The sequence below is a fragment of the Rathayibacter oskolensis genome, assembly GCF_900177245.1.
Classification (GTDB): domain Bacteria; phylum Actinomycetota; class Actinomycetes; order Actinomycetales; family Microbacteriaceae; genus Rathayibacter; species Rathayibacter oskolensis.
This window is the reverse complement of sequence record NZ_FXBM01000003.1, coordinates 391,742-414,229: the sequence shown is the minus strand read 5'-3', so window position 1 is coordinate 414,229 and position 22,488 is coordinate 391,742. Positions and strand designations below refer to the sequence as shown.

Sequence of the window (22,488 nt, the reverse complement as noted above, 5' to 3'; positions counted from 1 at the left end):
CGCGAACAGGAAACCGATGCGCCGAATCCGCGCCGCAAGCCTCCTCGCCGTCGCCGCTCTCGGGGCGGCCACCGTCGCCCCGGTGGCGACCGCGGCCACCCTCGACGACGGCGTCGAGCTCACCCTGGTGTCGACGACCGACACGCACGGGCACGTCTACAACTGGGACTACTTCGCGAACGCGCCCTACGAGGGCGAGGACACGCTCGGTCTCACCCGCGTCGGCACCGAGGTCGACCGCCTCCGCGCCGAGAAGGGCGAGGAGTCGGTGCTCGTCTTCGACAACGGCGACGCGATCCAGGGCACGCCGCTCACCTACTACTACGGTCTCGGCGACGGAGCCGCCGGCGTCCTCGCCGACGAGACGACGCATCCGATGGCCACCGCCTTCAACACCATCGGCTACGACGCCCAGGTCGTCGGCAACCACGAGTACAACTACGGGCTCGACATGCTCAGCGCCTACGAGGGCGATCTGAACGCTCCGCTGCTCGGCGCGAACGTCGTCGACGTCGCGACCGGCGAGCCCTACCACGACCCCTACACGCTGATCGAGCGCGAGATCGACGGCGAGACCGTCACCGTCGGCGTGCTCGGGCTGGTCACCCCCGGCGTCCGCGTCTGGGACAAGCAGTACGTGGAGGGTGTCCTGGAGTTCCAGGACATGGTCGAGGCGGCGAAGAAGTGGGTCCCGATCGTCGAGGAGCAGGCCGACGTGGTCGTCGTCCTCGCGCACACCGGTCAGGGCACGGTCGCCGACGCCGACTACGACCCCGCCGACCTCAACGAGGACGTGGTCAACAACATCGCGACCCAGGTGCCCGGCATCGACGTCGTCGTCGCGGGCCACAGCCACCAGGACGTGCCGCAGACGCTCTACACGAACGTCGCGGGCGAGCAGGTCCTCGTGACGCAGCCCTACTACTGGGCGCAGGGCGTGACAGAGGTCACGCTGAACCTGGTGCCCGATGCGGCCGGCGACCTCGAGGTCGACTGGTCGGAGGGAGCGGCGCCGACCGCGGCGCCCGTGTACGCGCGGGACGTCCCGGAGGAGTCGACCGCCGTGCTCGACGCCCTCGCCGAGCAGCACGCCACGACGATCGACTACGTGAACACTCCCGTCGCGGAGTCGGTGGAGGAGCTCTCGGCCGAGACCTCGCGCTACGAGGACACCCCGATCATCGACTTCATCAACAACGTCCAGGCCGAGACCGTCGATGCGGCACTCGAGGGCACCCAGTGGGCCGACGTCCCCGTCATCTCGCAGGCGTCCCCGTTCTCGCGCACCGCCGTCTTCCCGAAGGGGCAGGTCACGATCCGCGACATCGCGGGGCTGTACATCTACGAGAACACCCTGCGCGGAGTCGAGATGACGGGGGCCGAGGTGCGCGAGTACCTCGAGTTCTCGGCGCGGTACTTCGCGCAGGTCGCGCCCGGTGCTCCGTTCGACCCGGCGACGGGGACGAACGCGGTCACCCCCGACCGCCCGACCGGCATCCCCGACTACAACTACGACGCTCTCTCTGGCCTCGACTACGTGATCGACATCTCGCAGCCCGAGGGCTCGCGGATCCGCGACCTCGCGCTCCCCGACGGAACGCCGGTCGCGGATGACGACGTGTTCGTGATGGCGGTCAACAACTACCGGCAGAGCGGCGGAGGCGGCTACCCCGCCGTCGCCGAGGCACCGGTCGTCTACGACGAGCTGCAGGAGATCCGCCAGCTGCTCATCGACTGGGCGAGCGCTCGCGGTGTCATCGACAAGGCCGACTTCTTCGACGCGAACTGGTCGCTGACCTCGGTCGCGGCCGAGGTGCCGGCCGAGCCGGGCACGCCCGCCGAGCCCGGCACGCCGACGGCCGCCCCGACGGAGCAGCCGACCGCCGCGCCGTCGCCCGTCCCGACCACGACGGCCGTCCCGGTCGCCGGCGGCTCGCACTCCGGCCCGCTCGCGAGCACCGGAGTCGAGTCGGGTGCGTTCCTGGGCGGCGCGCTCCTGCTGCTGCTCTCGGGAGGCGCGCTGCTGATCGCGCGCCGCCGCCGCACCGCATAGGGGCACCCGGGGTCGCACCTCCGGCTCGCACGACCACGTTCGGCTCGCAGGATCTCCCGGATCCTGCGAGCCGGACGTCGTTCCACGAGCCGGAGGTGCGCCACGCGTCGCGACCGCCGAGCTCCGGCTGGCACGACCGCATTCGAGTCAGCGAGCCGACCGTGCGGCGGGAGCGGCGACCCGCTCGGTGCCCGTCCGCGTCGGCAGCGGACCGTAGCCGTCACGGACGACGGTGACGACGGCCGCGGCGACCGCCCAGACGATCAGGGCGGCGAGGACGATGAGGAAGACCATGGCGAACTCCTTGAGACTCGGGCGCTGTCTGCGCCGAGTACGACGATCCGCGTAAGACCCCCGGGCCCGCATCGGGCGATCGCCCTATCCCTCCCGAACCGCGTCGTCGCGCGGATCGACGGCCCCGTGCACGCCCCGATCACCGCCCGCGAGCCGCGGAGGAGACCGGAGACGCCCGCGGGCTCAGATCCCGGCGCCGCCTCCGCAGCCGAGATAGGGCGACCGCCCGATGCCCTCGACCCGACTCGCGAGCGAGCCTCTCCTCATCGCCACGATGAGAGGACCGACATGATGCTCAGCGAGTACTCCTTCCCCACCCTCCTGCACGACAGGGAGCGCCGCCTCGACCGGGCGGCCGAGGTCGAGCGCCTGCGCCGCGAGCGCGCACCGCGCCGGCCCGAGCGCCGGCTGCCGGCGCTGCTCCGCCTCCTCCGCCGCCCTGTCCACGCCCGCGCCTGAGGAGGCGGGGGCCGTTCCGGTCGCCGACCCGCGGGAAACCGACACCGCCCCCGCCGCCGGTCCCCCGGTGACGGAGGTCGGTGGCACCATGATGCCCATGCCCCTCCCGCTCGCGCCGACCACCCTCGTGGGGCGCGACGACGACCTCGCCGCGCTCCAGCGGGCCTACGAGCGGATGCTCGTCGACGGCACGCACACGGTGGTCGTCGGCGGCGAGGCGGGCATCGGCAAGAGCCGGCTCGTCGCCGAGTTCGTGCAGCGGCTGCCGCCCGAGGCGCTCGTCCTGCGCGGCCAGTGCGTCGACCTCGACCAGGACGCCCCTCCCTACGCCCCGATCACCGCGCCGCTGCGCGATCTGGCGCGCGTCGTCGGCTCGGACGAGCTCGCCGCTCTGGCGGGTCCGTCGGTCGAGGGGCTGCGCATCCTGCTGCCGGAGCTGCCCGCGAGCGGCGAGCCGGCGGCCGCGGCCCCTCCCGTGCTCGAGGCGGTCACGGTCGCGCTCGAGGCGGCGTCGAGGCTCCGGCCGATCGTGCTGGTCGTCGAGGATCTGCACTGGGTCGACCCGGCGACGATCGGGGTCCTGCGATTCCTGGTGCGCGTCGCGACCGCGGGGCGGATCCTCGTGGTCCTCACCTTCCGGAGCGATCAGCTGCGCCGGGGCGATCCGCTGCGCGCCTGGCTCCCCGAGCTCGAGCGGAGCGACCGGGTGCAGCGGCGCGAGCTCTCTCGGCTCGACCGGCGCGGCGTGGAGGCGATGGTCGCCTCCCTCCGCGGCACGACCGTCGCCCCGCGCGATCTCGCCCTCGTGGTCGAGCGCACGGAGGGAGTGCCGTTCTTCGTCGAGGAGTTCGCACGCGCCGAGGCAGCGACGGTCCCCGACTGCTACCCGGAGTCGCTGCACGACGTCCTCCTCGCCCGCTACGACGGGTTGAGCGAGCCCACGCAGAGGATCCTCCGGACGCTCTCGGCCGGCGGCACCTGCGTCGAGCACGACCTCATCACCGCGGTGCACGGCGACGCCGACGGCGTCGAGACCGCTGCCCGCGAGGCGATCGCCGGAGGGGTGCTCCTCGTCGAGGGCAGCAGCTACAGCTTCCGGCACGCCCTCGTCCGAGACGCCATCCACGACGAGCTGCTGCCCGGCGAGCGGGTCCGCGCGCACACCTGCTACGCCGAGGCGCTCGGGGCGCGGGGGCCGGCCGCCGCCTCCGAGATCTCCTACCACTGGATGGCCGCGCACGACTCCGAGCGCGCGTTCGCAGCCTCGCTGACCGCCATGGCGCACGCCCGCGCGTCCTTCGCCCACGCCCTCGCGGCGCGGATGGGCGAGCGGGCTCTCGAGCTGTGGGAGCAGGCGCCCGCCGAGGCGCGCGGGCGCGACCGGGCCGACCTCCTGGGCTCGACCGCGCACCACTTCCGCGACGCGGGCGAGAGCGAGCGCGCGATCGCGCTCGTCGACGAGGCGCTGGCGAGCGACGGCCTCGAGGCGTCCCGCCGGGCGACGCTCCTGCGCGACAAGGCGTCCTACCTCGCCAACCTCGGTCAGGTCGGCTCCGTCGTCCTGCTGCGCGAGGCGCTCGCGCTCCTCGGGGGCGGCGAGCCGAGCGTGCTGCGCGCCCGGATCCTCGGCGAGCTGGCCGCACGGCTGATGCTCGAGGCCGACCTCGACGAGGCCGTCGCCGTCGCCGATGCTGCGGCGGCCGAGGCGGAGGCGGTCGGGTCACGGGGCAGGAGGAGCGTCGCCACGAACATCCGCGGAATGGCCCTCGTCGAGCTCGGCCGGGTCGAGGAGGGCCTCGCCGAGCTCGAGCTCGCCGGTGAGCTCGCGGGCGACGACGACTCCGCCCGCCTGCGCTACTGGCTCAACCTCTCCGACGCGCTCTCGCTCGTCGGCCGGTTCCGCGAGGCGGTGGCCGCCGCCGAGGAGGGCGCCGAGCACGCCCGACAGCACGGGGTCGCGCGCACTCTCGGCGCGATGCTGATGGCCAACACGGCCGATGCCCTCGCCTCGGTGGGAGAGTGGCGCCGTGCCGAGGAGCTGCTCGACCGGGCGCTGGAGCTCGACGCCCCGCTGGGCTTCGCCGCGCATCTGCAGCGGCGGAAGCTCTGGGCGGTGCTCTGGCGGGGCGACCCGCAGGAGGCGGCGGCCCTGCTCGCGCGGTGGCGCCAGCCCCTCAGCCGGCAGCTGCGCACGGAGCGGCACTCGCTCGTCGGCCTCGCGAAGGTCGCCGGCGCGATCGCGCTCGAGAACGGCGATGTCGGGGCCGCCTGGGCCGAGGTCCGCGACGCGATGGGTCCCGAGCACCGTCCGCTCCCCTCCGCCGATCTGCTCCTGCTCGTCGTCGTCGCCCGCATCGTGGCGACGGCGCGGCGCGAGGCCGTCCCGCTCGTCGATCGCGACGGCCGGCCCGTCGATGCGGAGGCGCGACTGCGCGCGATCCTCGCCACGGCCGCCGGGTGGCCGACCGCCCCGGCGCTCGTCGCGGTGATCGAGGCCGAGCTCGGCGGCGCCTCCGGAATCGGCGACGACCCCGACGCCTGGGCGGCCGCCGCCCTGGCCAACGAGGTTCCGACCGCGCTCGTGCACCTGCTCCCGTACTCCCGGCTCCGCCTCGCCGAGGCGCTGGCCGCTGCGGGCCGGCGCGAGGAGGCGGAGCGGGAGGCGCGCGCGGCCTGCGCCGTGGCCGAGAGCGCAGGGCTCGGGCTGCTCGTCGACGCCGTCGACCGCTTCGAGCGCCGCCTCGGGCACGGCGAGGCGGCTCCCGGCACCGCCCCGCTCGGCACCGAGCCGCTGACGGACCGCGAGCGCCAGGTGCTCGAGCTCGTGGCCCAGGGGCTCGGCAACCGCGCCATCGCCCAGGAGCTCTTCATCAGCGTGAAGACGGCGAGCGTGCACGTCTCGAACATCCTGCGCAAGCTCGGCGCGGCGACCCGCACCGAGGCGGCGTACCTCGCGCGGAGGTCGGCGGGGAGCTGAGCGAGCGCGGTGCGGCCCGCCGCTCGCGGAACCCGAACGGCCTTCCGCGAGCCGAACGACCTCGCGCGACCAGCAGCTGCGCGGGGCTGCCCGCTGCGCTCAGCCCCGAGCCCCGCTCCGACGCGCCCGCCAGGCCGAGAACGCACCCGTCGACCACAGCGCCCACACCACGAGCAGCGGCTGGAAGACGAGCCGGACTGCGCGAGCGGCGTCGGTCTCGAGCCCGAAGGCCGACGTGCGGGTGACGAGCTGCGAGACGTTGCCCGGGAACACCGCCACGAAGAACGCGGCGACCACGACTCCGACGACCACGCGCCACCGGGCCAGCAGCACGAGCGAGAGCCCGAGCACGACTTCGACCACCCCCGACGCGACGACCACGACGTCGGGATCGAACGGGAGCCACGGCGGCACCTGCGCCTGGAAGGACTGCCGCGCGAAGGTCAGATGACCCGCTCCGGCCGTGACGAGCACGAGCCCCAGGAGGATCCGGGCGATCGTGCGCGGGACGGAGCGGCGTCCTCCGTCGGCGGGGGGCGTCGGGGTGGGCATGCCTCCAGTCTGCGCGAGGAACGGCCTCCGGGCGGCGCGCGGCCGGAGGCGGGACGGCCGCGCGGCCCCGTATCCTCGATACCGCGCACCGCGCCCTCCCGTCCGCACACCGTGAAACGAGATCCATGAGCACCCTGCCCCGCCTGATGGCCTTCGACCTCGACGACACCCTCGCCGCCTCGAAGTCCCCCGTCGACCCGGTCATGGCCGATCTCTTCGTGCGGCTGCTGAAGGCCACGGAGGTCTGCATCATCTCGGGCGGGCAGATCGCGCAGTTCCGCATGCAGGTCCTCGACCGCCTCCAGGGCGCCGACCCCGAGGTGCTCGCGAAGCTGCACCTGATGCCGACCTGCGGCACGCAGTACTACCGCTACGACGACGGCGACTGGAAGCAGATCTACGCCGAGAACCTCACCGACGACGAGAAGTCCCGCGCCCTCGCCGCCGTCGAGGAGAAGGCGAAGGAGCTCGGCTACTGGGAGTCCGAGACCTGGGGCCCCATCCTCGAGGACCGCGACTCCCAGATCACCTTCTCGGCCCTCGGCCAGGCCGCGCCCGTGCCGATCAAGCAGGCGTGGGACCCGGACGGCGTCAAGAAGAACACGCTCCGCGAGGCCGTCCAGGCCGTACTGCCCGACCTCGAGGTCCGCTCCGGCGGCTCCACGTCGGTCGACATCACCCGCAAGGGCATCGACAAGGCCTACGGGATGAACAAGCTGACCGAGATCACCGGCATCCCCCTCGACGAGATGATCTTCGTCGGCGACCGCCTCGACCCCGACGGCAACGACTACCCGGTGAAGGCCATGGGCGTCGAGTGCTTCGCCGTCGAGGGCTGGCAGGACACCGCCGCGTACCTCCGCTCCTACGGCATCTGACCCGCGCCGGTCAGCGGTCCTCGTCGAACGAGCCGCTCGCCGTGCCGTCGAGTGCCAGGCGGAGTCGGCGCGGCAGCTTCGCGACGATGATCGCGTGCGACTCCGCCACCAGCTCGAGGAGGAGCCCCTCCTCCACCCGTCCGCCCGCGTCGACGGTCACCCAGTGCCGCTTGTTCAGGTGGTAACCGGGCTCGACCCCGTCGACTCCGGCGACCAGGTGCACCACGTTCTCGGGCAGGGCCTTCACGCTGACGACCGGGCGGCCAAACCGCTCGGACTCGAGCGCGAACACCTTGCCGCCGACCTTCCAGACGCGGGTCTCGGGCCCGAAGGGGTGACTCGCCTCGGCGCCCGGCAGCTCGTTCAGGAGGGTCGTGAGGGCATCGACGTGCATAGCCCCATTCTGCTCGCGGGGCCGAGTCACCGCATCCGGAGGCGCACCCGTCCCGGTCGGTAGACTCGTCCGGTCGTCCGAGCAGCCAGTGGAGCGTCCTCCGCTTTCGGTCGTCCAGGAATCGGGATCGACGCATGCCAGACCCCCAGGCTCCTCCGCGCTCCGCACTCGGGCGGGCGTCGGGCCGGTACGCGCAGGCCTTCGCGCTTCCCGGCTCGCTGGCCTTCTCGTCGTCGGGCTGGTTCGGCCGCTTCCCCAAGGGGAGCCTCGCGATCGGCGTCCTCGTCCTGGTAGCCGACGCCTCGGGCAGCTACGCGCTGGGCGGCGCGGTCTCGGGCACCCTCACGCTCGCCCTCGCTGCGGCAGGTCCGCTCTGGTCGCGCGTGATGGACCGCTGGGGGCAGCGCCGCGCACTCGCGCTGTCGCTGCCGGTACTGGTCGCTGCCTCCCTCGGGCTCGTCACCGCGGTGCTGCTCGGCGCGCCGGTGTGGAGCTGGTTCGCTCTCGCGATCGTCGCGGGCGCCGCCGTGATCGACATCGGGTCCGCCGTCCGTGCGCGCTGGAGCGCTGCGACGTCCGATCCCGCTCTGCGTCACACCGCCTACTCGGTCGAGTCGGTCGCCGACGAGGCCGCCTTCGTCGTCGCGCCGCCGGTGGTGACTCTTCTCGCGTCCCTCGTGCATCCCGCGGCGGGAGTCCTCGTGGGGCTCGCGATCGGCCTCGTGGGCGGCGTCTCGCTGCTCGTCCAGGTCGCGACGCAGCCTCCCCTCGCGAGTGCTCCCGCCGACAGGGCTCAGGCGCGCGTCCGCCTCCCGCTCGGGCTCGTCGGGGTCGTGGCCGTCTTCGCCTCGATCGGCGGGGTCTTCGGCTCGTTCAACGTCGCCGCGATCGCGACGGCGGAGGATGCGGGCGCCGGCGCCGCCTCCGGCCTGCTGCTGTCGGCGTACAGCATCGGCAGCGTGCTCACCGGTGTCGTCGTCGGAGCGGCTCGCCTCCCCGGCTCGCCCCGCTCGCGTTTCGTCGCGGCCGGCGTGCTCTTCGGCGTCGTCGTGCCCGTCCTCCTGCTCGCGGAGTCCCTGCCGATCCTCGCCGTGCTCGCCTTCGTCGCGGGTCTCGCGACCTCGCCGCTGCTCATCACCGGTTCGAGCCTCGTCGAGGCGATCTCGCCCCGTCGCCGTCTCACGGAGGCGCTCGCCTGGCCTCCCACGGGCCTCGCCCTGGGCGTCACCGCCGGCTCCACCCTCGGCGGCCTGGCCGTCGAGTCGGCCGGCACCCAGTCCGGCTTCGCCGTCACCGCCTCCGCCGCCGCCCTCGGCGCCCTCCTGACCGCCGCGACCGCCCTCCTCCTGCGCCGCCGCCCCGCCGCCCGCTGAGGCCGAGCCCCCAGAGGAGCCCGCCCGAAGTCACGGCCCCTCCCCCGGCTCGTGCCGCAGGCACGGCCCCCCTACTGGCTCGTGCCGCAGGCACGGCCCCCTTCCCCGGCTCGTGCCGCAGGCACGGCCCCGCCCCCTCACCAGGAGTGCTGATTAGCGTCCGGTTGCGGTGATCGCAAGGCGGAGGAGGGAGGCGTAGCGGAGCTACGGCGACCGACGACAACGCCGCGAGCGCCGTGACCGGACGCTAATCAGCTCCGAGGATGACGATGGCGGCGGTGGGGGGGAGCGCATCCTCGTGGTACCGCTCGATCTCGGGGATGGCGAGGGGGTCGGCCTGCTGGAGGAAGCTGGTCAGGCGGTCGACCTCGTCGGTCTCGCCGATCGATTCGGCGGCGCGGCGGAGGGCGTAGAGCGCGAGGAGGAAGCCGCGGTTGGGTCCGTGGCGCCAGGGGATCGGGCCCTGTCCGCGCCAGCCGGCGGTGCGGAGGAGGTCGAGTCCGCGGTGGTAGCCGACGCGGGCGTAGGCGTAGGAGGGGAGTGCGGCGTCGATGCCCCAGACGCTGTCGGCGAGGAGGGCCCAGGCCAGGGGCGATCGGGGGTGGGCGGCCGCGAGGGCGGCGAACTCGACGGCTCCCGGGCTCGCGTGCTTGGCGAGGGCCGCGGTGACCGCGGGCTCGTCGGGGAGGAGGGTCGGTTCGGGGCCCAGCAGGTTCTCGCCACTCATGCCCCCAGGCTAACCCGCTCCCCCTGTGCCGATCCGGGGAGCAGCCCTCTCGATCACCCCTCGGTCGGATCGTCGTCCGGTCGTGGTGATGGCAAGGCGGAGGAGGGAGTCGTAGCGGAGCTACGGCGACCGACGACAACGCCGCGAGCGCCGCGACCGGACGACGATCCGCGGATAGCATCGACGCATGGCAACGAACCGCAATGAGGTCGAGTGCTGGCTCACCGACATGGACGGCGTGCTGGTGCACGAGAACAAGGCGCTCCCCGGGGCGCCCGAGCTGATCCAGGAGTGGACGGACACCGGTGTCCCGTTCCTGGTGCTCACGAACAACTCGATCTTCACGCCGCGCGACCTGGCGGCGCGGCTCCGGGCGTCGGGTCTGCACGTGCCGGAGGAGCGGATCTGGACGAGCGCGCTCGCGACAGCCGACTTCTGCGCGTCGCAGATCCCCGGGGGCAGCGCCTTCGTCATCGGCGAGGCGGGGATCACCACGGCCCTCCACGAGGCCGGCTTCATCATGACCGAGACGGCGCCCGACTACGTCGTCGTCGGAGAGACCCGCAACTACAGCTTCGAGGCCATCACGAAGGCGATCCGCCTCATCGTCAACGGCGCCCGCTTCATCGTGACGAACCCGGATGCGACCGGTCCGAGTGCCGAGGGCGTGATGCCCGCGACGGGTGCGATCGCCGCGCTGATCACCAAGGCCACGGGCAAGGATCCGTACGTCGTCGGCAAGCCGAACCCGATGATGTTCCGCTCCGCGATGAACAAGATCGGTGCGCACAGCGAGAACACCGGCATGATCGGCGACCGGATGGACACGGACATCATCGCCGGCATCGAGGCCGGCCTGCACACGGTCCTGGTGCTGACCGGCATCAGTGATCGCGCCGAGATGGAGCGGTACCCGTTCCGCCCCGACGAGGTGCTCAGCGGCGTGCACGAGATGCTCTCGTCGGAGCCGTTCGAGTCGGAGTTCCCGCCGGTCGAGGTCGTCTGAGCCGACCTCCTGCCGGTGAGGGGATCCCGGTCAGGAGTCGAAGCCGACGTGCTGCAGCACCCAGGCGTGCATGGCGACGGCGGCGGCGGCCGACGCGTTGATCGAGCGGGTCGAGCCGAACTGCGTGATCTCGACGACGGCGTCGGAGGCGGCGATCGCCTCCTCCGACAGCCCCGGCCCCTCCTGCCCGAAGAGCAGGACGCAGCGCTCGGGCAGCCGGTAGGTCTCGAGAGGGACGGAGCCCGGCACGTTGTCGATCGCGATCAGCGCCACCTCCTCGTCGGCCGACCACTGCACCAGATCGGCGACGGTCTCGTGGTGCTGCACGTGCTGGTAGCGGTCGGTCACCATGGCGCCGCGCTTGTTCCAGCGCCGACGGCCGACGATGTGCACGCTGCTCGCGCCGAAGGCGTTGGCGCTGCGGACGATCGAGCCGATGTTCATGTCGTGCTGCCAGTTCTCGATGGCCACGTGGAACGGGTGCCGGGTGCGGTCGAGCTCGGCGACGATCGCGTCCATCCGCCAGTAGCGGAAGCGGTCGATCACATTGCGCGCGTCGCCGTGGGCGAGCAGCTCGGGGTCGAGTCGCTCGTCGGCGGGCCACTCCCCCCGCCACGGCCCCACGCCGTTCGTCGTGGCCTCGAGGGAGGCGGAGGGGCCGCTCGCGCCCGGCACCTCGTTCTCGTCCACGAACCGAAACCCTACAGCGGGCCCGACGAACAGCGGGCCCGACGAACGGCGGGCCTGACGACGAGCGGGCCCGACGAACGGCGGGCCTGACGAAGAGCGGGCCCGACGAACCAGCGGGCCCGCTCCGGTCCGGCTGAAGAGCGGGCCGCGAGGACGCGTCAGGCCGACGGCATCCCGTCGAGCGATCCGAGGAGCTCCCCGCCGCCGGCGCGGTCGACGAAGCAGTAGTAGCTGCGCTCTCCTGCGTCCCACTGCTCCTGGGTGACCGGGAACGACCCCGACACCTGGACGTCTCCGTAGGCTCCGGCGCCCGTGACGTCGACGACGCCCGTGGCCTGGCAGAGCGAGGCGACGCTGGCCGCGAGGGCCTCCTGCCCCGGGAACGTCGCGTCGGTCAGCGTGCCCGTGTCGACCATCTCGCCGGAGTGGGCCGTCGCGCAGTCGACGACGGTGAACTCCTCGGCCCAGACCGAGTCGAACGGCTGGAGGCACTCGCCGCCGAGGAGCGCGCTCCACGCCCAGGTGCCCGCGGGGAGCGGCCCGACGGCGGGGATCTCGGCCGTCGGGGCGGCGCTCGGCTCGGGGGCGGGTTCGGTCGTCGCGGCGTCGGTGGTCACGGGGGCCGCGGCATCGTCGGACGGGCCGGTGGCCGAGCCGACCGCGATGCCGATCGCGAGGAGGGCGGCCAGCACGAGCACCGCTCCCGCAGCGATCAACCCGATCAGGAGCCGGCGCCGGCTCCTCGCCCGCCCCTGAGGAGGACCGGTCAGGCTGGTGACCGAGGGGACGGACGCGGCGGTCGCGGCGGCCGTCGTCGTCTGCGAGGCGTCTCGGCCGCGCGGCACCGCCTTGCTGCGAGGCGCCGCCTGGGCGCGAGGCGCCGTCGGACCGCCGGTCGCGGCCTTGCCGCGGGACGACCCCTTGCCGCGGGGCGACTCCTTGCCGCGGGGCGCGGGCGCGTTGACGTGCGCCGTCGCGGCGGCCGTGCGGAACGGCGCCTCGGGCTCGGCCGCCGGAGCAGCACCGACGTCGTCGCCGTCGTCGGCGGGAGGATCGGTCTCACCCGGGCCGTCGGCGTCCGCCTCGGCCGTGGTCGGTTCGAGGTTCCAGGCGTAGGCGCCGGCGGTCTCGCGCCACAGCTCCTCGTCACCGCCGTCGTCCTCCGGCTCGTCCCGCGGGGCGACGACGTCCTCCCAGACCGGAGGCTGGTCCCAGCCGCTGCGCGGATCGGGCCAGTGGTACACGGCGCCGGGCTCCGGCTCGGGCTCCCGGGGGGACGGCGGGGTCGCGCCCTCGGGTCGGTCTCCGCGCGGCCGCTCCTGAGCGGCGCGCAGCCCGCTCGGCGCGGAGGGCAGGTCGGCCGGCGGCTCGGCCGCGGCGAGGGGCGGGCGAGTGGCCGGCGGCTCGGCGACGACGGGCGACGCGGCGCGGGGCGACCGGGGCGCGTCGGGCGCGACCACGGGCGACGACGCGGCACGGGATTCGCCGGACTCCTCGTCGTCGACTCGTGCCAGCGGATCCGAGGTGGGGGACTCCGAGAGCGCCGGATCAGAAGGTTCGGGCTCAGAAGGCGTGGGATCAGAAGGGGTCGGTGCAGAAGGGGTCGGCGCAGAAGGGGTTGGCGCAGAAGGCTCCGGCTCCTCGGGCTCGGACCGAGAGGCCGCCGGCTGCTCCTGATCGGACGGCTCCGTGATCGGGTCGGCGGTCGGCACCGCCGTGGATGCGGCACCGCCGCTCCGAGGGTCCGGTGCGAGCTCGACGGGCTGCTCCGCCGCGGAGGCGTCCACCGGCTCGTCGGGCTCGGAGCTCGACGCCACGTCGCCGACAGGAGCGGCGGCCGCCCGCGCCTCGCGGGAGCCACGGGGTCGGGCCGCTTCGGGGTCGACGGTGATCGGTGCCGCCGGCCAGCGGCCGAGGGTCGATGACCGCGGCGGCTCCGCGGGCGACGCCTCCTCGGTGGGACGGGCGGACGAGGGCTGCGAAGGGGCAGCGGCGACGGAATCGTCCGCTACCGAGCCCCCGCTGCTCGCCTCGGGGTCGGCAGCGACATCCGACGGAACGTCGGTCTCCGCCGCTGAGTCGGTCTCCGCCGTCTCGGCGCCCCGGCCGTCCGCCGGAGTCGCCGCGGTACCCGAGTCGTCCTCCGGAACACTGGGCTCCGGCCGGACCGGAGCCGGACGCGGCGCGTCGAAGATGCTCTTGAGACGGCCGCCGCTCAGCTGCTGCAGCAGCCAGTCGCTGCCGCCGATCTGCCGCTCGGGCTCGCGGGGACGGCCGTCGGCCCCGGAGTGCTCGCCGCGCTCGCGGCCGTCGTCGTCGGTCATCAGCTCAGGCCGAGGTCTGCCAGCCCGATCGCGGCGAAGTAGGGGTAGCCGGCTCCCTCGATGATCTCGCGGGCGCCCGTCGCGCGGTCGACGACGACGGCGACGCCGGCGATCTCGGCGCCGACCTTCAGGAGCGCCTCGATCGCCGCGAGCGGGGAGCCTCCGGTGGTGGACGTGTCCTCGACGACGACGACCCGCTTGCCCGCGAGGTCAGGGCCCTCGACCTGGCGTCCGCGCCCGTGGTCCTTCGGCTCCTTGCGGACGACGAAGGCGTCGTAGGAGAGACCGCGGGCCACGCCCTGGTGCAGGATCGCCGCCGCGATGGGGTCGGCCCCCATCGTCAGCCCGCCGACGGCGTCGACACGCTCGATCGGTGCAATGAGATCGAGCATGACCTGGCCGATGAGGGGGGCGACGCGGTGGTCGAGACTGACGCGCCGCAGGTCGACGTAGTAGCTGGCCTTCTTGCCGCTCGTCAGGGTGAAATCCCCGTGGAAGACGGCGTCGGAGCCGATGTACTCGATGAGCTGCTGGCGTGCGTCGTTCACGCGCCCACTCTACGGTGCGGTCCCCGCGGCATCCGGGAGCCCCGCGGGCGCGGTCCGACCCTGCGCGTCGTCGCCTCCCCCGCGGAACTGCGTCATGTAGAGCTCGTAGTAGGCACCGCGGCGTTCGAGCAGCGCCTCGTGGGCGCCCTGCTCGACGATGCGGCCCGACTCCATCACGAGGATCGTGTCGGCGTCGCGGATGGTCGAGAGGCGGTGGGCGATGACGAACGACGTGCGGTCGGTGCGCAGCGCGTTCATCGCGTGCTGCACCAGCAGCTCGGTGCGGGTGTCGACCGACGAGGTCGCCTCGTCGAGGATGAGCAGCGACGGGTTGGCGAGGAAGGCGCGCGCGATCGTGATCAGCTGGCGCTCTCCGGCCGAGACGCTGCCTCCGTCGGCGTCGAGCACGGTGTCGTAGCCCTCGGGGAGCTGCTGCACGAAGCGGTCCACCATCGTCGCGCGAGCGGCGGCGGCGATCTCGTCGTCGGTGGCGTCGAGGCGGCCGTAGCGGATGTTCTCGCGGATCGTGCCCTGGAAGAGCCACGCGTCCTGCAGCACCATGCCTACGCGCGAGCGCAGATCGCCGCGGGCGAGACGGGTGATGTCGACGCCGTCGAGGAGGATGCGCCCGCCGGTCAGCTCGTAGAACCGCATCACGAGATTGACCAGGGTGGTCTTGCCCGCACCGGTCGGGCCGACGATCGCGACCGTCTGCCCCGGCTGCGCCGAGAACGAGAGGTTCTCGATCAGGGGCTGCTCGGGGTCGTACGAGAACGAGACGTCCTGGAACTCGACGTGCCCGTCGGTGCGCTCGGGCAGCGACTCGGTGGCGGTCTCGGGCTCCTGCTCGTCGGCGTCGAGCAGCTCGAAGGTCCGCTCGGCCGACGCCACGCCCGACTGCAGCATGTTGGCCATGCTCGCGAGCTGGGTGACGGGCTGGGTGAACTCGCGCGAGTACTGGATGAAGGCCGTCGCGTCACCGAGGGTGAGCTGCCCGGAGGCGACGCGCAGCCCGCCGACCACGGCGATGAGCACGTAGGAGAGGTAGGACACGAAGGTCATCGCGGGCATGATCATGCCCGAGACGAACTGCGCCCCGAAGGAGGCGCTGTAGAGGCTGTCGTTGCGGCGGTCGAACTCCTCGAGCATCTCGCGGTCGCGGCCGAAGGCGCGCACGATCTCGAGACCCGAGAACGTCTCCTCGATGTGCCCGTTGAGCGCTCCCGTGTTCTTCCACTGCGCGGCGAAGAGCTTCTGCGAGCGTGCGCCGATGACTCCCGCGATCACGCCCGAGAGGGGGATCGAGATCAGCGCGATGAGCGCCAGCTGCCACGAGACGATGAACATCATCGCCGCGATGCCGATGATCGTCAGCACCGACTGCACGAGCTGCGAGAAGGCCTGCTGGAGCGCCGTCTGGATGTTGTCGACGTCGTTCGTGACCCGAGACATCACGTCGCCGCGCTGCCGCGTGTCGAAGTAGCGCAGCGGGAGGCGGTTGAGCTTGGCCTCGATGTCCTGCCGCAGCCCGTAGACGACGCGCATCACGAGCCCGTTGAGGATGAACCCCTGCGCCCACATCAGGACCGAGGCGACCACGTACATCAGCAGCACGATGAGGATGAGGCGCCCGAGCACGACGAAGTCGATGCCCTGGCCGGGCACGATGTCGGTCTTGGCGAGCATGTCGGCGTAGGTGCCGTTGCCCGAGGCGCGCTGCTCGGCGATTATCTGCTCGAGCGGCACACCGGCGGGCAGCTGCGAGCCGATGACCCCGTTGAAGATGGTGTCGGTCGCCTGCCCGAGGATCTTCGGGGCGATGACCGTGAGGACCACCGAGGCCGAGACCAGCACCACGACGAGGATCATCCGCGCCCGCTCGGGACCGAGGAGGCTGAACAGCCGCTTGGCCGACGGCCAGAAGTGCTGGGCCTTGCGGGCGGGCGGCCCGTCGCCGAACATCCCGCCGTCGGCCTCCCCCGGCTCGAACTCGGGATCGAGCGAGTCCTGCTCCGGCGGCTGCTCCGCCGTGGTGTCGCGTACGCGGGCCATCTCAGGCCACCCCTTCCACGCTCAACTGGGATTCGACGATCTCGCGGTAGGTCGCGTTCGTCTCGAGGAGCTCGTCGTGCGTGCCGCGGCCGACGATCCGGCCGGCGTCGAGCACGACGATGCTGTCGGCGTGCCGGATGGTCGACACGCGCTGGGCGACGATGATGACGGTCGCCTCGGTGGTGGCGTCGGCGAGGGACTCGCGCAGGCGCGCGTCTGTCGCGACGTCGAGCGCCGAGAACGAGTCGTCGAACAGATAGACCCGCGGGCGGGCGACGAGCGCCCTCGCGATGCACAGGCGCTGACGCTGACCGCCCGAGACGTTCGTGCCGCCCTGCGACACCGGCTCGTCGAGGCCGCGCTCCTTGGCGCGCACGAAGTCCTCGCCCTGGGCGATGCGCAGCGCCTCCCACAGCTCGGCATCGGTCGCATCGGGACGGCCGAAGCGGAGGTTGGAGGCGATGGTGCCCGAGAACAGGTAGGGGCGCTGGGGGACGAGCCCGATCACCCGGGCGAGCTGCGCCCGATCGAGGGAGGCGACCGGCACGCCGTCGATCGTCACCGAGCCCTCCTGCGGGTCGAAGAGGCGCGGGACGAGCCCGAGCAGGGTCGTCTTGCCCGCTCCGGTGGAGCCGACGATCGCCGTCGTGCGGCCGGGCTCGGCGACCAGGTCGAGTCCGGAGAGGACCGGTCGCTCGGCGCCGGGGTACCCGAACGTGACGTTCGAGAACTCGACGCGGCCGACGGTCGGCGCGACCGCTCCCCCGACCGGAGTGGTCAGGCTCGTCCGTGCGTCGAGCACCTCCTGGATGCGCTCGGCGCAGACGACCGCCCGGGGGATCATCATGACCATGAAGACGCCCATCATCACCGCGGTGAGGATCTGCAGGAGGTACTGGAGGAACGCCGTGAGCGAGCCGATCTGCATCTGGCCCGCCTCGATGCGCTGACCGCCGAACCAGAGGACGGCCGCCGTGGCCAGGTGCAGGATCATCATGATCGCCGGGAACATCAGGACGAAGATGTTGCCGACCTTGATCGAGACCTCGGTGATCGCGGCGTTCGCGCGGCGGTAGCGCTCCGACTCGAACGGTTCGCGCACGAACGCCCTGACCACGCGGATGCCCGTGATCTGCTCGCGCAGCACCCCGTTGATCCCGTCGATGCGGTCCTGCATGAGGCGGAACAGCGGGAGGAGCAGGAAGACGAGGATCCCCACGACGAGGAAGAGGACGGGGACCGAGACCCAGACGAGCCACGAGAGCCCCGCGTCCTCGCGCAGCGCGAAGATGATGCCTCCGACGCACATGATCGGCGCCGAGACCATGAAGTTGAGCGTCATCAGCACGAGCATCTGCACCTGCTGCACGTCGTTCGTGCCGCGGGTGATCAGGGTCGCGGTGCCGAAGCCGCCGACCTCGAGCCCGCTGAGCGAGTCGACGCGGCGGTAGACGTCGCGACGGAGGTCGCGGCCGACCGCCATCGCGGTGCGGGCGCCGAAGTAGACGCCTCCGATCGCCGTGACGACCTGCACGAGGCAGACGCCGAGCATGGTCACGCCGGTGGCCCAGATGAAGTCGGTGTCGCCCGTGCCGATGCCCTGATCGATGATCTCGGCGTTGAGGCTCGGCAGGTAGAGCGCGGCGAGCGTCGAGACGAGCTGCAGCACGACGACCGCGACGACCCACCGGGTGTAGGGCTTCGCGTAGGACGACGCGAGACGGAGCAGGATCATGGAGTCCTCCGGGCGGGAACGAGCGGGGAGCGGGCAGCCGCGGAGCGGCTGGCGCGGGACGACCGGGGCGGCGGTGCGGGTCGAGCGGCACGGAGGCACGCGCCGTTCGACGACGGCGCTAGTCAACCATCGACCACCGACATCGGTTCCGCAATGCGCCACCCGAGTGATCCCGCTCGTCGGCGCGTCCCGCAGCAGGGCGGCCACGTCGGCCGCGGAGACCCCGCGCAGCGAACGTGTCGGCGGCGGCTCCTACACTTCCAGGATGCGCATCGCCACCTGGAACGTGAACTCCATCCGCGCCCGCACCGGGCGCGTCGTCGACTGGCTGGTGCGCGAGGACATCGACGTCCTCGCCATGCAGGAGCTGAAGTGCAAGCCCGAGCAGTTCCCGCACGCGGCGTTCGCCGACGCCGGCTACCACGTCGAGATGGTCGGCTTCAGCCAGTGGAACGGCGTGGGCATCGCCTCCCGGCTGCCGATGGAGGACGTGGCCGTCGGCTTCCCCGGGATGCCCGGTTTCGCGAAGGCCCCGTCCGAGGACGGCACCCTCCCGCCCGAGGCGCGGGCGATCGGCGCGACGGTCGACGGCGTGCGGGTCTGGAGCCTCTACGTGCCCAACGGCCGCGCGGTCGGCGACCCGCACTGGTACTACAAGCTCGAGTGGTTCGCCGCGCTCGACGCGAGCACCCGCGAGTGGCTCGCGGCCGAGCCCGATCTGCCGCTCGCCCTCATGGGCGACTGGAACGTCGCGCCCCTCGACAGCGACGTCGGCGACCCGACCCTCGGCCCCGGATCCACGCACGTCTCGCCCGAGGAGCGCGCGGCCTTCGCCTCCTTCGAGGCGGCGGGACTGCGCGACGTGGTTCGCCCGCTGGTGCCGGACGGCTACACCTACTGGGACTACAAGCAGCTGCGCTTCCCGCGCAACGAGGGTCTGCGCATCGACTTCGTGCTGGGGTCGCACGCCTTCGGCGAGCTCGTCACCGGTGCATCCATCCACCGCGACGAGCGCAAGGGCGACGCGCCCAGCGACCACGTCCCCGTCGTCGTGGACCTCGATCTCGAGACCACGCTCGACGACGACCGCCCGATGATCTTCTGACCGTGGCCGCGTCGAAGAAGAAGCCCGCTGCCGCCCGTCCCGCGGCGAGGCGGCCGCCCGCCGCGCAGCCCCGCGACGAGTTCCGCACGGAGGCGTACCGCTCGGTCCGCGAGACGTTCGAGGCAGGCCGCCCCCTCCGCCGCCGCTGGGATCTCGTGCTCTCCATCCTCGGCTGCCTCGCCCTCGGGCTGCTCTGCGTCGTCCTCGGCTACCTCGCCGCCGTCCTCGCGGTGTTCCCCGCGCAGTGCGAGGGGCAGAACATCGCGTGCGACTTCGACCGCATCGACTGGGGCGTCTCGATCGCTCTGATCGGCCCCCCGGCCCTCGCGCTGATCGCCATCGGCGTGACGATCGTGCGCTACCTGGTCGGACGCCGCGTCTTCTGGATCCCGGTGGTCGGCTTCGTCCTGTGCGTCGGAGCGGCGTTCCTCGCCTCCTGGCTCGTCACGAGCTCGATCCCCGGGTCGGCGCTGGTCTAGACCCCCGGCCGCCGATCAGCCGGCGCAGCTCGGGTCGTCCTCGAGCAACACGTCGGTCTTGTTGATCATCGGGGTGACCCGCACCGACTGCTCGCCGAACCCGGTCGTCGCGCCGGCGCTGAACGACACCGTCGCCGTGTCGGACTGCCCGGGAGAGAGTCGGAGCGAGAGCTTCACGACGGGCCGCCCGAGATCGTCGGTCGTCGACTCGACCCCGCCGAGGCCCCCGGCCCAGCTCGCGCCGCCCACCGTCGCCGTCGTGCCGGGAGGCCCGTAGACGTAGACGTTCGTCACGAAGTCGCCGAGCGGGAAGCGGTTCCCTCCGTTCGCCGCGACGTACTTCGGGAGCGTCCGCGCCACCTTCTCGGAGATCGTGTTGGTCAGCGTCACCTGCGTCGAGAAGGTCGCTCCGGAGGCGGCGCAGCGGTTCGCGCTCGACTGCGTCACCGCCGTGTCGAGGTAGTAGTCCATCTTCGAGCCGATCGAGGCGTCCTGGAAGTACACGCCCGTCGCCGTCGTGTCGGCGTTGTCGGTGGGCAGGACTCCCGCGATCGGCGTCGGCGCGAGGAGCGCCTGCTCGTCGGCGTCGGTGCTGTAGGCGAGGATCCGGTACTCGCCGACCGCCTTCACGATCGCCGGGAGCATCGTCGTGGGCTCCATGTCGCCGCCCAGGATCTTGCCGAGGATCGTCGCACTCGCCTCCGAGAAGAAGAGGTCGGTCTGGTCGGCGACCGTCGCCTCCGGGTAGCGGAAGTAGACCTGGTTGAGGAGGGTCGAGACCGTGTTCTCGCGGGTCAGCTCCGTGCCGTCGGTCAGCGTCACCGGGCCGGTGGACTCGAGGAGGTAGGAGAGCGCGACCGGGTCGATCGCCATCACGCCGTCGATCTTCTGGTCGGGGAACTTCTGCGCCCAGAACTGCGTCGCGATCGAGGCGGCGGTGGGGAAGTCGGGGCGGCTTGTCGAGACATTGAAGGTGGAGGCCAGGTTGGCGCCGAAGGTGTCGAGCGCGCTCTGATCGACGCTGACCGACTCCAGGCCCCGGAAGTCTCGACTCGAGAGCTGCTCGCCGATCGAGATGGCGCCGTTGTCGACGATCAGCTGCATGACCGAGGAGGCGCCGCCTCCGAGTGCCTGCGCCTCGGCCAGGTTCTGGAAGAGCACGAGGTAGGTGCGCCGCCCGCTGGCGCCCAGGGCGTCGGGGAGGATCGTCGTGAGCGGCTCGACCTGGTCCATCGCCTTCGTGGCGGTCTCGAGCTGCGGGGCGAAGGAGTCGATCGCGTCGGCGACCTGCGGCACGAGCGCTCCGCGGTCGATCCCGTCGACGCGGGTCTGCGCCGCGTCGACGACTCCCTTGGCGACGGTGATCTTCTCGGAGAGGTCGGTGATCGCCGCGAGGTCGACCTTGCCGTCGACGGGCTTGAGGATGTCGAGCGACGTCGACGAGAGCGGCGTGACGATCTTGCCCGACACGTCGTCGGCGATCTCGGTCGCGGCGCGGACGGCCGAGAGGTTGGGGCCGAGGAAGGGGACGATCTCCATCACGCGCCACACCGGATCGTCGGTCTGCTCGCGCGCGTCACCCGTGAGGGTCGCGATCTGCGCGGCGGTGGACTCGGCGCCCGCGGTGTCGAACCCTGTCAGCTGGTCGGCGACCTGGGAGACCAGGGGGATCGCCGAGGTGAGCTTCGCGCGCACCGTCATCGCCTTCTCGTACGTCTGGATCGCGAGGAACACGGCGACGACCGCGCCGATCACGAGGACGACCAGGATCGTCAGCGTGATCCAGAGGCCGCGGCGGCGACGCGGTCGCCCGGAGGCGCGGCGAGAGGAGGTCGTCGTGGTGCTCATTCGAGAGAGCCTAAGCGACGGCGTGTGGCGCCGGGTCGGGTGCCGCACCGCATCCTCAACCCAGGAGGAGGGACACCGCGATCAGCACGGGCACGGCCGCGACGGTGGTCACCAGGGCGGTGTCGCGCGCGACGGCGACGCCCCGGTCGTAGCGGGAGGCGAAGTTGAAGATGTTCTGCGCGGTGGGCAGCGCCGCCGTCACGGTGACCGCGAAGAGGTGCTCGGCATCGAGCCGGAACGCGTAGTGGCCGAGCAGGTAGGCGGACGCCGGCATGACCAGCGCCTTCAGGACGGAGGCGACGATGACCTCGATCCTGGCCGGCCCCGCCTCGAGCGGCCTCTGGCCCCGCAGCGACATCCCGAACGCCATCAGCACCAGCGGGATCGACGCGTTGCCGATGATCGAGAAGGGCTCGAGCACCGGCGCGGGGAGCTGCACGCCGGTCACCGCCACCAGCAGCCCGAGTCCGGAGGCGATGATCATCGGGTTCCGCAGCGGCTGCGTCAGGATCGAGCCCACCGACGCCCGTCCGCTGGTGGAGATGTCGAGCACCGTGAGGACGGCGGGCGCCAGGACGAGCAGCTGCAGCAGGAGCGTCGGCGCGACCCACTGCGGGTCTCCGAGCACGTAGATGGCGACCGGGAGTCCGATGTTGTTGGCGTTCACGTAGGCCGACGAGGCGGTGCCGATGACCGTCTCGGGCACCGGGCGGGGGAAGAACAGCCGGGAGGCGAGCACGTAGAGGACCGCGACGACCGCGACCGAGCAGAGCGACACGAGCAGGAAGGAGGAGAACAGCACCGACACGTCGGCCTTCGCGAGCACCGTGAACAGCAGAGCCGGGGTGGTCACGAAGAAGGCGATGCGCGAGAGCACGGCGCGCCCCTCCGGCGGCACCAGCCCGAATCGGGCGATGAGGTAGCCGACGGCGATGACCACTCCGATGATCGCGAATCCGGTGAGCACGCCCTCCGTGGTGTCCTCCGTCGGTCG

19 protein-coding genes are annotated in these 22,488 nt (G+C 72.4%); 8 read left to right on the top strand and 11 right to left on the bottom strand.

Annotation, left to right across the window (positions count from 1 at the left end; genetic code table 11):
- The first annotated feature begins 16 nt into the window (after positions 1 to 16).
- Positions 17 to 2,053, top strand: a complete 2,037-nt coding sequence (locus B9Y99_RS16935) for a 5'-nucleotidase C-terminal domain-containing protein (protein ID WP_085477791.1) — start codon at positions 17 to 19, stop codon at positions 2,051 to 2,053.
- A gap of 147 nt (positions 2,054 to 2,200) precedes the next feature.
- Here the strand turns inward: B9Y99_RS16935 and B9Y99_RS18915 are convergent, their stop codons facing one another.
- The gene (locus tag B9Y99_RS18915; RefSeq protein ID WP_165759662.1) at positions 2,201 to 2,347 is read right to left on the bottom strand and encodes a hypothetical protein; all 147 of its coding nucleotides are present in this window, start codon (positions 2,345 to 2,347) and stop codon (positions 2,201 to 2,203) included.
- 288 nt (positions 2,348 to 2,635) lie between these two features.
- Between B9Y99_RS18915 and B9Y99_RS18910 the strand changes: the two genes are divergently transcribed.
- Together B9Y99_RS18910 and B9Y99_RS19390 are read left to right on the top strand one after the other, a co-directional pair.
- Positions 2,636 to 2,806 (top strand): hypothetical protein, encoded by a 171-nt coding sequence (locus B9Y99_RS18910; RefSeq protein WP_165759661.1) that lies wholly within the window; start codon positions 2,636 to 2,638, stop codon positions 2,804 to 2,806.
- 97 nt (positions 2,807 to 2,903) lie between these two features.
- Complete coding sequence (locus B9Y99_RS19390) at positions 2,904 to 5,783, top strand: ATP-binding protein (protein ID WP_165759660.1); 2,880 nt, start codon at positions 2,904 to 2,906, stop codon at positions 5,781 to 5,783.
- A 99-nt stretch (positions 5,784 to 5,882) separates the two neighbouring features.
- On the opposite strand, the gene B9Y99_RS16925 is transcribed toward B9Y99_RS19390, so the two are convergent.
- Positions 5,883 to 6,335, bottom strand: coding sequence for a DoxX family membrane protein (locus B9Y99_RS16925; RefSeq protein ID WP_085477789.1), 453 nt, complete (start codon positions 6,333 to 6,335; stop codon positions 5,883 to 5,885).
- A gap of 125 nt (positions 6,336 to 6,460) precedes the next feature.
- Between B9Y99_RS16925 and B9Y99_RS16920 the strand changes: the two genes are divergently transcribed.
- On the top strand, positions 6,461 to 7,213 hold the full coding sequence (locus B9Y99_RS16920; protein WP_085477788.1) for an HAD-IIB family hydrolase: 753 nt from the start codon (positions 6,461 to 6,463) through the stop codon (positions 7,211 to 7,213).
- A gap of 10 nt (positions 7,214 to 7,223) precedes the next feature.
- On the opposite strand, the gene B9Y99_RS16915 is transcribed toward B9Y99_RS16920, so the two are convergent.
- On the bottom strand, positions 7,224 to 7,607 hold the full coding sequence (locus B9Y99_RS16915; protein WP_085477787.1) for an MmcQ/YjbR family DNA-binding protein: 384 nt from the start codon (positions 7,605 to 7,607) through the stop codon (positions 7,224 to 7,226).
- Between the two features lie 134 nt (positions 7,608 to 7,741).
- On the opposite strand from B9Y99_RS16915, the gene B9Y99_RS16910 reads away from it, so the two are divergent.
- Complete coding sequence (locus tag B9Y99_RS16910; RefSeq protein ID WP_085477786.1) at positions 7,742 to 8,980, top strand: MFS transporter; 1,239 nt, start codon at positions 7,742 to 7,744, stop codon at positions 8,978 to 8,980.
- Between the two features lie 247 nt (positions 8,981 to 9,227).
- On the opposite strand, the gene B9Y99_RS16905 is transcribed toward B9Y99_RS16910, so the two are convergent.
- Positions 9,228 to 9,707, bottom strand: coding sequence for a DUF3151 domain-containing protein (locus B9Y99_RS16905; RefSeq protein WP_085477785.1), 480 nt, complete (start codon positions 9,705 to 9,707; stop codon positions 9,228 to 9,230).
- Between the two features lie 187 nt (positions 9,708 to 9,894).
- On the opposite strand from B9Y99_RS16905, the gene B9Y99_RS16900 reads away from it, so the two are divergent.
- Positions 9,895 to 10,713, top strand: coding sequence for an HAD-IIA family hydrolase (locus B9Y99_RS16900; protein WP_085477784.1), 819 nt, complete (start codon positions 9,895 to 9,897; stop codon positions 10,711 to 10,713).
- Positions 10,714 to 10,743: 30 nt separating this feature from the next.
- Here B9Y99_RS16900 and B9Y99_RS16895 read toward each other — a convergent pair whose 3' ends face one another.
- The 5 genes from B9Y99_RS16895 to B9Y99_RS16875 all read right to left on the bottom strand — a co-directional run bounded on the left by B9Y99_RS16895 (position 10,744) and on the right by B9Y99_RS16875 (position 18,062).
- Positions 10,744 to 11,403 carry a TrmH family RNA methyltransferase gene (locus B9Y99_RS16895; RefSeq protein ID WP_085477783.1) on the bottom strand — a complete coding sequence of 220 codons (660 nt, stop codon included), beginning with the start codon at positions 11,401 to 11,403 and terminating at the stop codon, positions 10,744 to 10,746.
- A 158-nt stretch (positions 11,404 to 11,561) separates the two neighbouring features.
- Entirely contained in the window at positions 11,562 to 13,727 is a 2,166-nt protein-coding gene (locus tag B9Y99_RS16890) for a septum formation family protein (protein WP_085477782.1), read from the bottom strand.
- The gene (gene pyrE, locus B9Y99_RS16885) at positions 13,727 to 14,275 is read right to left on the bottom strand and encodes an orotate phosphoribosyltransferase (protein WP_085477781.1); all 549 of its coding nucleotides are present in this window, start codon (positions 14,273 to 14,275) and stop codon (positions 13,727 to 13,729) included. Before pyrE ends, B9Y99_RS16890 begins: the two co-directional genes overlap by 1 nt.
- 9 nt (positions 14,276 to 14,284) lie before the next feature.
- Positions 14,285 to 16,327 (bottom strand): ABC transporter ATP-binding protein, encoded by a 2,043-nt coding sequence (locus tag B9Y99_RS16880; protein ID WP_085477780.1) that lies wholly within the window; start codon positions 16,325 to 16,327, stop codon positions 14,285 to 14,287.
- Between the two features lies 1 nt (position 16,328).
- Positions 16,329 to 18,062, bottom strand: coding sequence for an ABC transporter ATP-binding protein (locus B9Y99_RS16875; protein WP_085477779.1), 1,734 nt, complete (start codon positions 18,060 to 18,062; stop codon positions 16,329 to 16,331).
- A gap of 265 nt (positions 18,063 to 18,327) precedes the next feature.
- Here B9Y99_RS16875 and B9Y99_RS16870 point away from each other — a divergent pair, with 265 nt between their 5' ends.
- Together B9Y99_RS16870 and B9Y99_RS16865 are read left to right on the top strand one after the other, a co-directional pair.
- Complete coding sequence (locus B9Y99_RS16870) at positions 18,328 to 19,167, top strand: exodeoxyribonuclease III (protein WP_085477883.1); 840 nt, start codon at positions 18,328 to 18,330, stop codon at positions 19,165 to 19,167.
- A 2-nt stretch (positions 19,168 to 19,169) separates the two neighbouring features.
- A complete protein-coding gene (locus B9Y99_RS16865) occupies positions 19,170 to 19,646 on the top strand; it encodes a DUF6264 family protein (RefSeq protein WP_085477778.1) in 477 nt (158 codons plus the stop codon).
- Between the two features lie 15 nt (positions 19,647 to 19,661).
- On the opposite strand, the gene B9Y99_RS16860 is transcribed toward B9Y99_RS16865, so the two are convergent.
- Complete coding sequence (locus B9Y99_RS16860) at positions 19,662 to 21,494, bottom strand: DUF4012 domain-containing protein (protein WP_085477777.1); 1,833 nt, start codon at positions 21,492 to 21,494, stop codon at positions 19,662 to 19,664.
- 55 nt (positions 21,495 to 21,549) lie between these two features.
- Positions 21,550 to 22,461, bottom strand: a complete 912-nt coding sequence (locus B9Y99_RS16855; RefSeq protein WP_244275030.1) for an AEC family transporter — start codon at positions 22,459 to 22,461, stop codon at positions 21,550 to 21,552.
- Positions 22,462 to 22,488: the final 27 nt, after the last annotated feature.

What these genes read in the sequence shown, in the direction of transcription:
- B9Y99_RS16935 (WP_085477791.1), top strand. Translation starts at nt 17, where the DNA reads ATGCGCCGAATCCGCGCCGCAAGCCTCCTCGCCGTCGCCGCTCTCGGG.
- B9Y99_RS18915 (WP_165759662.1), bottom strand. Translation starts at nt 2,347, where the DNA reads ATGGTCTTCCTCATCGTCCTCGCCGCCCTGATCGTCTGGGCGGTCGCC.
- B9Y99_RS18910 (WP_165759661.1), top strand. Translation starts at nt 2,636, where the DNA reads ATGATGCTCAGCGAGTACTCCTTCCCCACCCTCCTGCACGACAGGGAG.
- B9Y99_RS19390 (WP_165759660.1), top strand. Translation starts at nt 2,904, where the DNA reads ATGCCCCTCCCGCTCGCGCCGACCACCCTCGTGGGGCGCGACGACGAC.
- B9Y99_RS16925 (WP_085477789.1), bottom strand. Translation starts at nt 6,335, where the DNA reads ATGCCCACCCCGACGCCCCCCGCCGACGGAGGACGCCGCTCCGTCCCG.
- B9Y99_RS16920 (WP_085477788.1), top strand. Translation starts at nt 6,461, where the DNA reads ATGAGCACCCTGCCCCGCCTGATGGCCTTCGACCTCGACGACACCCTC.
- B9Y99_RS16915 (WP_085477787.1), bottom strand. Translation starts at nt 7,607, where the DNA reads ATGCACGTCGATGCCCTCACGACCCTCCTGAACGAGCTGCCGGGCGCC.
- B9Y99_RS16910 (WP_085477786.1), top strand. Translation starts at nt 7,742, where the DNA reads ATGCCAGACCCCCAGGCTCCTCCGCGCTCCGCACTCGGGCGGGCGTCG.
- B9Y99_RS16905 (WP_085477785.1), bottom strand. Translation starts at nt 9,707, where the DNA reads ATGAGTGGCGAGAACCTGCTGGGCCCCGAACCGACCCTCCTCCCCGAC.
- B9Y99_RS16900 (WP_085477784.1), top strand. Translation starts at nt 9,895, where the DNA reads ATGGCAACGAACCGCAATGAGGTCGAGTGCTGGCTCACCGACATGGAC.
- B9Y99_RS16890 (WP_085477782.1), bottom strand. Translation starts at nt 13,727, where the DNA reads ATGACCGACGACGACGGCCGCGAGCGCGGCGAGCACTCCGGGGCCGAC.
- B9Y99_RS16880 (WP_085477780.1), bottom strand. Translation starts at nt 16,327, where the DNA reads ATGGCCCGCGTACGCGACACCACGGCGGAGCAGCCGCCGGAGCAGGAC.
- B9Y99_RS16875 (WP_085477779.1), bottom strand. Translation starts at nt 18,062, where the DNA reads ATGATCCTGCTCCGTCTCGCGTCGTCCTACGCGAAGCCCTACACCCGG.
- B9Y99_RS16870 (WP_085477883.1), top strand. Translation starts at nt 18,328, where the DNA reads ATGCGCATCGCCACCTGGAACGTGAACTCCATCCGCGCCCGCACCGGG.
- B9Y99_RS16860 (WP_085477777.1), bottom strand. Translation starts at nt 21,494, where the DNA reads ATGAGCACCACGACGACCTCCTCTCGCCGCGCCTCCGGGCGACCGCGT.